The sequence below is a fragment of the Mycobacterium sp. NGS18 genome (assembly GCF_059813185.1).
Window position 1 is genome coordinate 376,040 of record NZ_JCALEC010000004.1, and the last position, 12,699, is coordinate 388,738.

12 protein-coding genes and 2 tRNA genes are annotated in these 12,699 nt (G+C 67.7%); 3 read left to right on the forward strand and 11 right to left on the reverse strand.

Annotated elements, in window-relative coordinates:
* Position 1: 1 nt before the first annotated feature.
* Both AC5Y31_RS10935 and AC5Y31_RS10940 read right to left on the reverse strand, forming a co-directional pair.
* Entirely contained in the window at positions 2 to 682 is a 681-nt protein-coding gene (locus tag AC5Y31_RS10935; RefSeq protein ID WP_499980261.1) for an aminodeoxychorismate/anthranilate synthase component II, read from the reverse strand.
* A 20-nt stretch (positions 683 to 702) separates the two neighbouring features.
* Positions 703 to 1,455, reverse strand: coding sequence for a DUF881 domain-containing protein (locus tag AC5Y31_RS10940; protein WP_065023797.1), 753 nt, complete (start codon positions 1,453 to 1,455; stop codon positions 703 to 705).
* A 92-nt stretch (positions 1,456 to 1,547) separates the two neighbouring features.
* Here AC5Y31_RS10940 and crgA point away from each other — a divergent pair, with 92 nt between their 5' ends.
* Positions 1,548 to 1,829 carry a cell division protein CrgA gene (gene crgA, locus AC5Y31_RS10945; protein ID WP_065023798.1) on the forward strand — a complete coding sequence of 94 codons (282 nt, stop codon included), beginning with the start codon at positions 1,548 to 1,550 and terminating at the stop codon, positions 1,827 to 1,829.
* Between the two features lie 140 nt (positions 1,830 to 1,969).
* The gene (locus tag AC5Y31_RS10950; RefSeq protein WP_065023799.1) at positions 1,970 to 2,401 is read left to right on the forward strand and encodes a PH domain-containing protein; all 432 of its coding nucleotides are present in this window, start codon (positions 1,970 to 1,972) and stop codon (positions 2,399 to 2,401) included.
* 10 nt (positions 2,402 to 2,411) lie between these two features.
* On the opposite strand, the gene AC5Y31_RS10955 is transcribed toward AC5Y31_RS10950, so the two are convergent.
* Positions 2,412 to 2,960, reverse strand: a complete 549-nt coding sequence (locus AC5Y31_RS10955; protein ID WP_301636095.1) for a peptidylprolyl isomerase — start codon at positions 2,958 to 2,960, stop codon at positions 2,412 to 2,414.
* A 40-nt stretch (positions 2,961 to 3,000) separates the two neighbouring features.
* Here AC5Y31_RS10955 and cwsA point away from each other — a divergent pair, with 40 nt between their 5' ends.
* Complete coding sequence (gene cwsA / locus AC5Y31_RS10960) at positions 3,001 to 3,426, forward strand: cell wall synthesis protein CwsA (protein ID WP_065023844.1); 426 nt, start codon at positions 3,001 to 3,003, stop codon at positions 3,424 to 3,426.
* Between the two features lie 8 nt (positions 3,427 to 3,434).
* Here cwsA and AC5Y31_RS10965 read toward each other — a convergent pair.
* The 8 genes from AC5Y31_RS10965 to dnaN all read right to left on the reverse strand — a co-directional run bounded on the left by AC5Y31_RS10965 (position 3,435) and on the right by dnaN (position 12,287).
* Positions 3,435 to 3,507 (reverse strand) — tRNA-Ala (locus AC5Y31_RS10965).
* 12 nt (positions 3,508 to 3,519) lie between these two features.
* Positions 3,520 to 3,593, reverse strand: a tRNA-Ile gene (locus AC5Y31_RS10970).
* Between the two features lie 62 nt (positions 3,594 to 3,655).
* Positions 3,656 to 4,486 (reverse strand): DUF3566 domain-containing protein, encoded by an 831-nt coding sequence (locus tag AC5Y31_RS10975; RefSeq protein WP_499980264.1) that lies wholly within the window; start codon positions 4,484 to 4,486, stop codon positions 3,656 to 3,658.
* 55 nt (positions 4,487 to 4,541) lie between these two features.
* A complete protein-coding gene (gene gyrA / locus AC5Y31_RS10980) occupies positions 4,542 to 7,037 on the reverse strand; it encodes a DNA gyrase subunit A (protein WP_499980265.1) in 2,496 nt (831 codons plus the stop codon).
* A 40-nt stretch (positions 7,038 to 7,077) separates the two neighbouring features.
* Positions 7,078 to 9,093, reverse strand: coding sequence for a DNA topoisomerase (ATP-hydrolyzing) subunit B (gyrB, locus tag AC5Y31_RS10985; RefSeq protein WP_499980267.1), 2,016 nt, complete (start codon positions 9,091 to 9,093; stop codon positions 7,078 to 7,080).
* Between the two features lie 245 nt (positions 9,094 to 9,338).
* Positions 9,339 to 9,896: a DUF721 family protein gene (locus AC5Y31_RS10990; RefSeq protein WP_499980268.1), complete on the reverse strand. Its 558-nt coding sequence runs from the start codon at positions 9,894 to 9,896 to the stop codon at positions 9,339 to 9,341.
* A complete protein-coding gene (recF, locus tag AC5Y31_RS10995; protein WP_499980270.1) occupies positions 9,893 to 11,053 on the reverse strand; it encodes a DNA replication/repair protein RecF in 1,161 nt (386 codons plus the stop codon). The genes AC5Y31_RS10990 and recF overlap by 4 nt, the downstream gene beginning before the upstream one ends.
* Positions 11,054 to 11,090: 37 nt before the next feature.
* On the reverse strand, positions 11,091 to 12,287 hold the full coding sequence (gene dnaN / locus AC5Y31_RS11000; RefSeq protein ID WP_065023806.1) for a DNA polymerase III subunit beta: 1,197 nt from the start codon (positions 12,285 to 12,287) through the stop codon (positions 11,091 to 11,093).
* Positions 12,288 to 12,699 lie beyond the last annotated feature (412 nt).

The following is a 12,699-nucleotide window of genomic DNA, read 5'->3' on the forward strand; positions in this document are numbered from 1 at the left end:
GTCAGCTGATCGCGGGAACCGGTGTCACCGCGGTCTGCACCGTGGCGGCGATCTCGTCCTCCAACCGGCGCACCAAGGTGTCCTCGCACGCGTAGCCGCAGTACCCCAACCAGTTGGCCAGCATCCGGTGGCCGCCCTGGGTGAGGATGGACTCCGGGTGGAACTGCACCCCGTGGATGGGCAGCTCGGTGTGCCGGACCCCCATGATCACCCCGCCGCGGGTGCGCGCCGTGACCTCCAGGGCGGCGGTCAGCGTCTCGGGCAGGATCGTCAACGAGTGATACCGGGTGGCGGTGAACGGATCCGGCAGGCCCGTCAGCACCCCGCTGTCGGTGTGGAAGACGGTGCTGGTCTTGCCGTGCAGCAGCTCCGGCGCCCGGCCCACCGTGGCGCCGAAGGCGACGCCGATGGCCTGGTGGCCCAGGCACACGCCCAGCAGGGGGATCCGCGCCGCGGCGCACGCGCCGACCAGGGCGATGGACGCGCCGGCGCGTTCGGGGGTGCCCGGCCCCGGGCTGAGCAGCACTCCGTCGAAGCCGGTCACCACGTCGTCCAGGGCGGCCGGGTCGGCCAGGCGGGCGTCGTCGTTGCGCCACACGTCAGCCTGCACGCCCAACTGGCCCAGGTACTGCACCAGGTTGAACACAAAGCTGTCGTAATTGTCGACGACCAGGATCCGCACGCTCACAGGGTACCGGGACTTCAGTAGTCGACCGGGCCGGCCGGGACGGCGTAGCGCATCCGGGCCGGCCCGGGGCTCTCGACCACCTGCAGATCCTCATCGACCTGTTCGCTGTAGCCCAGGCCGAACCGGATCACATACTGCTTGTACAGCGTGACCAGGGGAGCGTCGGCCAGCGCGGCCTGCATCGCGGCCGGGTCGCCGATCGCGGTGATGACATAGGGCGGGCTGTAGGTCCGGCCGCCCAGCAGCAAGGTGTTGCCGACGCACCGCGGCGCCGACTCCGCGGTGATCCGCTGGTCCTGCATCTGGACGGCCTCGGCGCCGGCGCTCCACACCGCGTTGAGCACCGCGGAGATGTCCTGCTGGTGCACCACCAGGTCGTCGGGGGAGGCGTCGCGGGGGAACCGGCCGTTGGCGTCGCGCTGGGCATCGGTGAGGGTCACGACCAGGCCCGGCCCATACACCGCCTCCAGGCCGGCCGCCTCGGCCATCTGCGCGGTGCGGTTGCGCATCGCCGAGAGCGCCGCGCCGGCTCCGCGGCCGTGCACCGACCCCACCGCGGTCGCCAACGCGTCGCGTTTGTCGGTGAGTTCCTCCACCGTGGATTGGGTGGAACGGACCAGGTCGACCAGCCGCGGTGCGTCGCCGCGGCGGATCTCCTTGCCGCCGGAGACGCCGTGGGTGGCCGCCAGCAGCAGACCGGCCAGCAGACACACCAGGGGAACACCGACCCGCCAGGGGGAGCGGCGGCCGGGAGACGCGACCTCCATCGGCTCTCCAATTCTCGGCTGATTGCCCGGCTGGGTTAATCTCGTACCGACCCATACTCGCAGCTTCACCGCCGCACTGTCCCGAGGTACTGATGCCCAAGTCGAAGGTTCGCAAGAAGACCAGCTTCACTCCCTCGGCGGTGAGCCGCACGCCGGTCAAGGTCAAGGGCGGACCGTCGAGCATGTGGTTCGTCGCCCTGTTTCTGGGGCTGATGCTGTTCGGGCTGGTGTGGCTGATGGTGTACCAGCTGGCGGCCACCGGGTTGGACACCCCTGCGGCACTCACGTGGATGAGTGAGCTCGGCCCGTGGAACTACGCGATCGCGTTTGCTTTCATGATCACCGGGCTGTTGCTCACGATGCGCTGGCGCTGAGCTGCTCTGGCCTGCGATTTCGGATATGTGGCGCGGTCGGCGATGCCAGCGTGGCAACCAAGCGGTTGCTCAATCACATCGATGTGATTTATCCCCACTGTGGACAACCCCTGTAGATAACCTCAAAACCGCAGGTCGCATTGACTGAAGACCGTCGCCAGCAAACACAGTGGTCGCCTCCTGCCGGCGGAATCGCTGGTTGCGCGCTTGCCGGCTCGGTGTTAGCTATCAGCGCTGTGACGCTCGCCACAGACCTGCCGGGACGGCTTCTGGCCGGCATTGCCGGGGTCGGCCTGATGGTGTTTGCCGGTTTCTCCTGGCAGGCCCGGCCCAAGCTGGCGCTCACCCCGGCGGGGCTGGCGGTGCGCGGCTGGTGGCGCACCCGGATTCTGGCCCCCGGCAGCCTCACGCGGGTCCGCGTCACCGAGTTCCAGCGGATCGGGCGCACGCATCGGCTGCTCGAGATCGAGACCGACGACGACCTGCTGATCCTGTCCCGGTGGGATTTGGGAACCGATCCCCGCGACGTTTTCGATGCCCTGACGGCGGCCGGTTACACCGGCCGCCGTTGAGAGGTGTTCGTCAGGAGACGGTGATCGACTCGATGACGACGGGCTCGGTGGGCCGGTCGGCGCGGTCGGTCGCGGTGGTGGCGATGGCGTCCACGACACCCTGCGAGTCGGGGTCGACGACCTCACCGAAGATGGTGTGCTTACGGTTCAGGTGCGGGGTCTGGCCCACGGTGATGAAGAACTGCGAGCCGTTGGTACCCGGGCCGGCGTTGGCCATCGCCAGCAGGTAGGGCTTGTCGAAGACCAGCTCCGGGTGGAACTCGTCCTCGAACTTGTACCCCGGGCCGCCGCGACCGGTGCCGGTCGGGTCGCCGCCCTGGATCATGAAGCCGCCGATCACCCGGTGGAACACCGCGCCGTCGTAGAACGGGCCCGACGAGCCGCCGGAGGCGTTGGTGGTCGAGTACTCCTTGGTGCCCTGGGCCAGCCCGACGAAGTTGGCGACGGTCTTGGGGGCGTGGTTGCCGAACAGCGCGATCTTGATGTCGCCGCGGTTGGTGTGCAGCGTGGCGGTGGCGGTGGCGATGGGGCTGGAGGTCATGGGATCACAGTGTGCCATTCCCGGCGTGGTGGGCTGCGTCACGGGTAGCGTTGCAGCCATGCGCCTGTCGACCCAGAACCACCTGACCCACCGTGAACGCCTGACCCGGGGCCTGGCACACACCGCGGGCGGGCCGGTCGACGTGGCACGGGGCGCCGTCGGGCTCAGTGGGGCCGCGGTGCAACGCGGCGCGGTGGAACTGCGCCGGCGCTACCGGGAGAGCCGGCTGGCCGACCATGTCGCCGACGCTGCCGATGCCGCCGCCCGCGAATTGGTCGCCGCCGGCGAGGTGGTCGCCGGGCTGCCGGAGGTGCTCGCGTACGGCGAGCCGCGGCGTCACCGGATTCGCCGATCCTGGGTGATCGCCGGCGTGGCCGGTGCAGCGCTGTTGGCCGGTGGGGTGGTGGTGCTGATCCGCCGGTCGGATCGGCCGGAAGAATCCTCGCCGCGACCGCCGAGCGTGGACACGCAGCACAAGATTTGACAAAAGTGTGGAGCCTAGGAGATTCGAACTCCTGACATCTGCCTTGCAAAGGCAGCGCTCTACCAACTGAGCTAAGGCCCCTGATGGGACTCGTGGGCCTAGGAGGACTCGAACCTCCGACCTCTTCGTTATCAGCGAAGCGCTCTAACCGCCTGAGCTATAGGCCCGTAGTCGACTACGACCGAGCGCCGAGATTACCGCACCCGAGGCCCCCCGACCAAAATGCCGGTCAATCCCGGTCGGCCAGGGTTACCTCGACACCGCCGACCACGTCGGTGCTCAGGTTGTAGATGACCACACCGAGGGTGGCCATCGCGGTAAGCACGACGACGTTCACCAGCCCGATCAGGGCGGCGCCGCCGAAAATCGAACTGCCCGAAACCAGTTCCGCGGCACTGTTATTGGTCAACAAATCACCGACGTTGCTGTTCAGCTTGCTCCAGACACCCATCGCTCCCAGCAGGACGTACAGCACGGCGACGGCGATCATCCAGACGAAGAACAGCGCCGTGGACAACAGCAGCGACACCTTCAGCGCGCTCCACGGGTCGATGCGCCGGATCTGCATGCTGGCCCGCACCGGGCCGCGCGGTCCGGCCGACACCTGCGGGCGCCGGGCCGCCGGACGCCGCTGGGCCGGTTCGGACAGATCCGGCAACTCGCTGCCGTAGGCGTCCTCGGACGGCCCGGGTGAGGCGGCCTGGGCCGGCTTGGCCGGTTGCTGAGCCGGCTTGGCCGCGGGTTTGGCGGGCTTGGCCGGTGCCGGCTGCGCAGCGCCGGGCGCGGCCGTGCCGGAGACGAAGCGGCGCAGCCGCTCATCGACGCCGGCGGAGCGGGCCGTCGCGTTGGGCTCGGCCGGCCGCGCCGGTTCGCCGGCCCGGGCCGGGGCGGGCTGGCGGGTCTGGCCTCCGCGCTGCCAGGGCGGCGCGTCGCCGCTCTCGGCGACCCGGCCCGAGCGTCCCCCGGGCCGCTGGCTTGCAGCGTCGGCCGAACCGCTGCCCGGGGGCTCGGTGTTACCCGGGCCGTTGCCCGGATGCCCCGGCTCATTAGGTGCGCTCACCCACGGCTCCTTCGCTGTGTATCCGAGCCGCCCGGCGGCTGGGATTCTCGTCGGTTCAGCTACCCGACTCCTCGTCGGCCGGCTCTTCGTCGGCGTTCCGCGCGATCGCTATCAGTGTGTCGCCCTCGCCCAAGTTCATCAACCGGACCCCCTTGGTCTGCCGGCCGGCCTTGCGGACCTGCCGCGCCGCGGTGCGGATCACTCCGCCGCCGGAGGTGATCGCGTAGAGCTCACTGTCGTCGTCGACGATCAGCGCCCCGACCAACCGGCCGCGGCGTTTGTCGTACTGGACGGTCAGGATGCCCTTGCCGCCGCGGCCCTGTGCGGTGTACTCCTCGATCGCGGTCCGCTTGGCGTACCCGCCGGCGGTGGCCACCAGCAGATAGGTGCCCTCGCGGACCACGTTGAGCGACAACAGGTAGTCCTCGGCGTTGAAGCGCATGCCCTGGACGCCCGACGTCGCGCGGCCCATCGGACGCAGCGCCTCATCGGTCGCCGAGAATCGGATGGACTGCCCCAGGGCCGACACCAGCAGCAGGTCGTCCTCGGCCGAACACAGCATCGCGCCGACCAGCTCGTCGCCCTCGCGCAGGTTGATCGCGACGATGCCGCCGGACCGGTTCGAGTCGAAGTCGGTCAGCTTGGACTTCTTGACCAACCCGTTGCGGGTGGCCAGCACCAGATACGGCGCGTCCTCGTAGCCCCTGATCTGGATGACCTGGGCGATGCGCTCCTCGGGCTGGAAGGCCAGCAGGTTGGCGACGTGCTGGCCGCGTGCGGTGCGCAACGCCTCCGGCAGGTCGTAGGCCTTGGCCCGATACACCCGGCCCTGCGTGGTGAAGAACAGGATCCAGTCGTGGGTGGAGCAGACGAAGAAGTGCGCGACGATGTCGTCCTGCTTGAGGCCGGCGCCCTGCACACCCTTGCCGCCGCGTTTCTGGCTGCGGTACAGATCGGTCTTGGTGCGCTTGGCGTAACCGGTCTCGGTGATCGTGACGACGACGTCCTCGCGGGCGATCAGATCCTCGTCGGCCACGTCGCCGTCGGCGGCGATGATCCGGCTGCGCCGGTCGTCGCCGTACTTCTCGACGATCTCGGCGAGCTCGTCGCGCACGATCCCGCGCTGCCGTTCGGGCTTGGCCAGAATGTCTTCCAGGTCGGCGATCTCGGCCTCGATCTTGGCCAGGTCGTCGATGATCTTCTGTCGCTCCAGCGCGGCCAGCCGCCGCAGCTGCATGTCCAGAATCGCTTGCGCCTGAATCTCATCGATGTCGAGCAGCTCGATCAGGCCCTGACGTGCGATGTCGACGGTCTCCGAGCGACGGATCAGCGCGATGACCTCGTCGAGGGCGTCGAGCGCCTTGACCAGACCGCGCAGGATGTGCGCCCGTTCGTTGGCCTTGCGCAGCCGGTAGGTGGTGCGCCGCACGATCACATCGAGTTGGTGCGCGACGTAGTACCGGATCATCTGATCCAGCCGCAGGGTGCGCGGCACCCCGTCGACGATCGAGAGCATGTTGGCGCCGAAGCTGGTCTGCAGCTGGGTGTGCTTGTAAAGGTTGTTCAGCACCACCTTCGCCACCGCGTCGCGTTTGATCTCGACGACGATGCGCAGGCCCTCCCGGTCGCTGCTCTGATCCTCGATGTTGGCTATTCCGACCAACTTTCCATCGCGCACCTGCTCGGCGATCGACGTGATGAAGTTGTCGTGGTTCACCTGGTAGGGCAGCTCGGTGATCACCAGCAGCGAGCGCCCGCGCGAGTCCTCTTCGATCTCGACCACGCCGCGCATCCGGATGGACCCTCGGCCGGTCCGGTAGGCGTCGCTGATGCCCTGCGATCCGACGATCAGTCCGGAGGTGGGGAAGTCCGGGCCCTTGACCCGCTCCATCATCGCTTCCAGGGTGGCCTCTTCATCGGCGTCGTAGTTCTCCAGGCACCAGAACACCGCTTCGGCCAGCTCGCGCAGGTTGTGCGGTGGGATGTTGGTCGCCATGCCGACCGCGATGCCGCCGGAGCCGTTGGCCAGCAGGTTCGGGAACCGGCTGGGCAGCACCGTCGGCTCCTGCACCCGACCGTCGTAGTTGGGGATGAAATCGACTGTCTCCTCGTCGATTTCGCGCAGCATCTCCATGGCCAGCGGGGTCAGTCGCGCCTCGGTGTACCGCATCGCGGCTGGCGGATCGTTGCCCGGTGATCCGAAGTTGCCCTGGCCGTCGACCAAGGGGTAGCGCAGCGACCACGGCTGGGCCATCCGCACCAAGGTGTCGTAGATCGAGGAGTCGCCGTGCGGGTGGTAGTTACCCATCGTCTCGGCGACCGAGCGAGCCGACTTGGTGTGGCCGCGGTCCGGGCGGAACCCGGAGTCGAACATCGCGTAGAGCACCCGGCGGTGCACCGGCTTGAGGCCGTCGCGCACCTCGGGCAGTGCCCGGCCCACGATCACGCTCATCGCGTAGTCGATGTAGCTGCGCTGCATCTCCTGCTGGATGTCGACCGGCTCGATCCGGTCCACCGAGTCGTCTCCGGGTGGCAGCGTGGTGTCTGTCATCTATTCCTCGTTCAGTCCGCTGTCGGAAAGGTCAAGATCGCTAAACGTCCAAGAAACGAACGTCTTTGGCGTTGCGCGTGATGAAGCTGCGCCGGGCCTCGACGTCCTCGCCCATCAGGATCGAGAAGAGTTCGTCGGCCGCCGCGGCGTCATCGAGGGTGATCTGGCGCAGCACTCGCACCGTTGGGTCCATTGTGGTCTCCCACAACTCCTTGGCGTTCATCTCGCCGAGACCCTTGTACCGCTGGATACCGTCATCGACGTTGATCTTCTTGCCGGCTGCTCTGCCTGCCTCCAGCAGACCGTCGCGTTCCCGGTCCGAGTAGGCGAACTCGGCCTCAGAACCCCGCTGCCACTTGAGTTTGTACAGCGGCGGCTGGGCCAAAAAGACGTGGCCGTGCTCGACCAGCGGCCGCATGAAGCGGAACAGCAACGTCAGTAGCAGGGTCGCGATGTGCTGGCCGTCGACGTCGGCGTCGGCCATCAACACGATCTTGTGATAGCGCAGCTTGCTGATGTCGAACTCGTCGTGGATGCCGGTGCCCAGCGCGGTGATGATCGCCTGGACCTCGTTGTTCTTCAGCACCCGGTCGATGCGGGCCTTTTCGACGTTGATGATCTTGCCGCGCAGCGGCAGGATGGCCTGGAACATCGAGTCGCGGCCGCTCTTGGCCGAGCCGCCGGCCGAATCCCCTTCCACCACATACAGTTCGCACTTGGTCGGGTCATTGGAGCGGCAGTCGGCCAGCTTGCCGGGCAACCCGCCCAGATCGGTGGCGCTCTTGCGCCGCACCAGTTCTCGCGCCTTGCGCGCCGCCATCCGGGCCTGCGCCGACGACACCGCCTTGTTGATGATCGTCTTGGCTTCGGCCGGGTTGGCTTCAAACCAGTGGCTGAGCTGTTCGTTGCAGACCTTCTGCACGAACGACTTCACCTCCGTGTTGCCCAGTTTCGTCTTGGTCTGGCCCTCGAACTGCGGTTGGGCCACCTTGACCGAGATGACCGCCGCCAGCCCCTCGCGGATGTCGTCGCCGGTGAGGTTGGGGTCCTTGTCCTTGAGCAACTTCTTGTCTTTGGCGTACTTGTTCACCACGCTGGTCAGCGCCGAGCGGAAGCCCTCTTCATGGGTGCCGCCCTCGGCGGTGTTGATGGTGTTGGCGAAGGTGTGCACCGATTCGGAATAGCCGCCGTTCCACTGCATCGCGATCTCGACCTCGTGACCGGTTCCCTTGCCGTCGAAGTCGATGATGGTCGGGTGGATCGGCGTCTTGGTCCGGTTGATGTGCTTCACGAAATCGCGCAAGCCGCCCGGGTAGTGGAAGACGCGGTGCTTGACCTTGTGCGGCGCCTGGGCTTCGGCCGCCTGGTCCTCGGCGGACTTCGGCGCCTCGGCGGTGTCGCTGACCACCTCGTCGACGACCTCTTCGGTGCGCACCCGCTCGTCGGTGAGCTCGATGGTCAGGCCCTTGTTGAGGAAAGCCATCTCCTGCAGCCGCCGCGCGACGGTCTCGAAGTCGTAGTTGGTGGTCTCGAACACGTCCGGGTCGGCCCAGAATCGGATGGTGGTGCCGGAAGCCTTCGTCTTGTCACCCTTTTTCAGGGTGCCGGGCTCGGATTTGTCGTAGGTCTGGAACCACTCGTAGCCGTCGCGGCGGATGTCGGCTTCCAGCCTGGTGGACAGCGCGTTGACCACTGAGACGCCGACGCCGTGCAGACCGCCGGAGACGCTGTAGGCGCCTTCCTCGAATTTGCCGCCGGCGTGCAGCACGGTCATCACGACGTCCACGGTGGGCACGCCGGTGGAATGCATGGCCACCGGGATCCCGCGGCCGTCGTCGGTGACCTCCACGCCGCCGTCCTCGAGGATGCGCACCGCCACCTTGCTGGCGAAGCCGGCCATCGCCTCATCGACGGCGTTGTCGACGACCTCCCAGATCAGGTGGTGGAGCCCGCGTTCACCGGTGGAACCGATGTACATCCCGGGTCGTTTACGGACGGCTTCGAGGCCTTCGAGAACCTTGATCGAATCGGCACCATATTTGTTTTGGGCAGCCACGGTCGGGGAGCTCTCCTCAGAGTCGCGAGCAAGCAGTCGGCGCACCACAGCACAGGATGCGCGGGGGATACCGCAACAGTCTACCGTGACGAGCCGACGGCGGGCATTTTCTTGTGGCGTTTCCACCCATCTGATTGCGCCGTGACGCGGATATCGCACTCAATGGCGTGTCCGGCCGCTGGCCGGAGCAATTTTCGGGCTCGTAGCGCCGCTGAGCCGCTGATCACCCGGCGGCTCCGCCCGGGCTAGCCGTAGGTGTCGCGCGGCCCGCGCCCCGAGACGTGCAGGGGACCTTTGCGCCACGACGGAGCGGTCGGGCCGGTGATCTTCAGCGTCGTCACCACCCCATCGCCGACCGCGGCGGCGATTTTCGCCAGCAATTGTGCCTGCACCAGCCGCAGCTGGGTGGCCCAGGCCGTCGATTCCGCCGACACGCTCAGCACCCCCTCGGAGAGCCGGGTCGGTGTGGCATGCGAGGCGATGTCCTCGCCGACCACCGCACGCCAGCGGCCCAGGACGGTGCCCTCGGCGACCTGCGCCGACCAGCCCCGTGCCTGCGCGAGGTCGCGGGTGGCGGCGCCCAGCGTCTGCGGGTCGCGGCGGTCGGGTCCCGGCCCCGACCAGCTACGGCGGCCGCCGCCGCTACCGGGAGTTCGCCGGCGCAGCGGCGCCCGGCGCCCCTGCCCGACGTCTTTGCCCTGGCTGCGCGCGGCCTCGCGGGCCTCGGCCAAGGTCCGCCGGACCAGATCCATGCCGGCCATCCCGGCCAGGTGCGCCGGCGGTTCGATGTCCGAATCGCTCACGAGCCACCCCCGATCAGCTCCGACACCCTGCCGTGATCGCCCTCGGTGACCGCGATGTGGATCTGGCGGGCCTGCCAATCCGCCGGCACGTCCTCGGCCACGGCGGCGGTGATCAGCACCTGTTCGGCTGATGCGGCCACGTCGGCGAGCGCGCGGCGGCGAGCAGCGTCCAACTCGGCGAACACGTCGTCGAGCAGCAACACCGGTTCGGCGCCCTCGCTGCGCAACAGTTGATACGCCGCCAACCGCAGCGCCAGCGCCATCGACCACGATTCACCATGGCTGGCAAAGCCTTTCACCGGCCGGTCACCCAGCCGCAGCTCCAGCTCGTCGCGGTGCGGACCGACCAGACACACGCCGCGTTCCAGCTCTGCGCGCCTGCGGCGCGCCAATTCCGCCAGCAGCACTTCCTGGAGCTGGACCGGGCCTTCGTCGGCATCCTCAGCGGAAATCTCCACTTTGGGCCGGTAGGCCACCGCCGCGTTGCGGGTTCCGGGCGCAAGTAGTTGATAGGCCTTCTCAACCTCGGGTGCGAGCTGATTGACCAGGTCGATCCGGGCGGCCATGAGATCTGCGCCGTGCGCGGCAAGTTGAGCGTCCCAGACGTCGAGAGTGTCCAATACCGACCGGTCACCGCGGTGCAGCGCGCCGGGTGCACTTTTGAGCAGCGCCGTGCGCTGCCGCAGCACCTTGTCGTAATCGGCACGCACCGCCGCGACCCGCGGGCGGCGCACACTGGCCAGTTCGTCGAGGTAGCGGCGACGCTCACCGGGGTCGCCGCGGACCAGCGCCAGGTCCTCCGGGGCGAACAACACCGCACGCAGCACGCCGACAACCTCCCGGGCGTGACGCACCGGAGCCCGGTTCAGCCGGACCTTGTTGGCGCGTCCGGCGGCGATCTCCACATCGACGGCCAGTTCGCGGCCTTCGTTGACGACGATCGTCGACACCACCGCTCGATCGGCGCCCGATCGGATCAGCGGGGCGTCGGTGGCCACTCGGTGCGAGCCCAAAGTCGACGAATACCACAGGGCCTCAACGAGATTGGTTTTACCATAACCGTTGGGTCCGACCAGTACCGTCGCACCCGGTTCCAGTTCGAGGTCAACGTGCGCCCAGGACCGGAACTCGCGCAGGCCCAGGTGGCGGACATACACCGCGAAACCACCCCTCCCGTTGTGGCGGCCGCGCCGGTCAGCCGGGCAGGCGAACCGGCATCAACAGATAGACGTAATCCGACACCACGGCCGGGAACGGGCCGGTACCGCTGTGCACCGGATCGCCATCACCGGCCGGTCGCAGCACGGCGGGCTTCTTGGGATCGGTGAATCCCATCGAGACCTTCTCGCTGTGCAGCGATCCCAGACCGTCGGTCAGATATGTCGGGTTGAACGCGATGGTCAGCGGCTCACCGACGAAGTCCACCGGGAGGTCCTCCTCGGCCCGGCCGACATCCTCGGCGCCGGCGGACAACCGCAGGGTGCCTTCGGACAGCTCCATGCGGACCTGCGCACCGCGATCGGCGACCAGCGCAACACGTTTGATCGCCTCGGTCAGCTCGGCCACACCGATGGTGGCGACCGCAAGGTGCTCGCTGGGCAGCAGTTGGCGGAATTTCGGGAATTCTGCGTCCAACAGCCGGGTGGTGCTGCGCTTGCCGCCGCTGGTGATACCCAGCAGGCCTTCGCTGCCGACCGCCGGTCCTGCACCCAACGACAGATGCACTTCGGTGCCATCGCTGCTGGCTTTGGCGGCTTCGGCGAGGGTCTTGGCCGGCACCAGCACGGCGGCTTCGGTGCCCGGCGCCGATGACCAGGTCAATTCGCGCACTGCCAGCCGGAAGCGGTCGGTGGCAGCCAAAACCACTGTATTGCCGGAGATTTCGACGCGAATGCCGGTCAACATCGGCAAGGTGTCATCCCGGCCGGCGGCTACCGCCACCTGGCCGATCGCCTCGGCGAACAGGTCGGCGGGCAACACCCCGGTCTCGTCGGGCAACGTCGGCAGCGTGGGGTAGTCCTCAACGGTCATCGTCGGCAGCGAGAACCGGGCATTACCGCACGTCAATGACGCCCGGGTGGCCTCCACCTGCACCTCAACCGGCTTGGCGGGAAGTGCCCGAGTGATATCCGACAGCAGCCGGCCGGAGACCAAAACACTTCCGGGAGAAGCGATTTCAGCCGCCAGCTGGACCTCCGAAGAAACTTCGTAGTCGAACCCGGAGACGGTCAACCCGTTGTCGGATCCGGTCAGCAGCACCCCGGCCAGCAACGGCACGGTGGGCCGAGCCGGCAAGGATTTCGCGACCCACGCCACCGCGTCGGCGAAGTCGTCCCGGTCAAGGCGAAATCTCAAGTCGGTCAGACCCGCGTTCGTGGTCGCCGCGTCCATAGCGTCCTCTCGTCACCCCGATATCGAGCTCTACCCCGCGGCGACCGGTGAACATCCCCACCTGCGGCCGTGCAACGCCCTCGCACAGCGCAAGGGCGGTAGGTCACCAACCGTAGAGCCTCGAAGCCCTTCGTGAAAGTTAATCGATGACACCGGTGGGCCGGGAAGAGGCCTGCGCGTGGCTGACGCCGAGCGGTTGTGAACAGCCCCGCGCGACGCAAATCCCCAACGGCCTGTTTTGAAAGAGAAACGACGAAGAGATCCCAGTATTAGTAGTAAGGCCTGTGCATGCTGGGCACAGCGACGCATCGTCGCTGCTGAACACGGCGATGAGGCTGGGGAGCAACCGTGCATAACACGCCGGGGCCGGCCGGGGCGGCTGTGGATGGAACCGCAGCTGTGTATTCCCGGC

Excerpts from the sequence above, each read along its gene's own strand:
- gyrA (WP_499980265.1), bottom strand. The coding sequence starts at position 7,037 with ATGACAGACACCACGCTGCCACCCGGAGACGACTCGGTGGACCGGATC.
- cwsA (WP_065023844.1), top strand. The coding sequence starts at position 3,001 with ATGCGCCTGTCGACCCAGAACCACCTGACCCACCGTGAACGCCTGACC.
- dnaN (WP_065023806.1), bottom strand. The coding sequence starts at position 12,287 with ATGGACGCGGCGACCACGAACGCGGGTCTGACCGACTTGAGATTTCGC.
- AC5Y31_RS10940 (WP_065023797.1), bottom strand. The coding sequence starts at position 1,455 with ATGGAGGTCGCGTCTCCCGGCCGCCGCTCCCCCTGGCGGGTCGGTGTT.
- AC5Y31_RS10955 (WP_301636095.1), bottom strand. The coding sequence starts at position 2,960 with ATGGCACACTGTGATCCCATGACCTCCAGCCCCATCGCCACCGCCACC.
- crgA (WP_065023798.1), top strand. The coding sequence starts at position 1,548 with ATGCCCAAGTCGAAGGTTCGCAAGAAGACCAGCTTCACTCCCTCGGCG.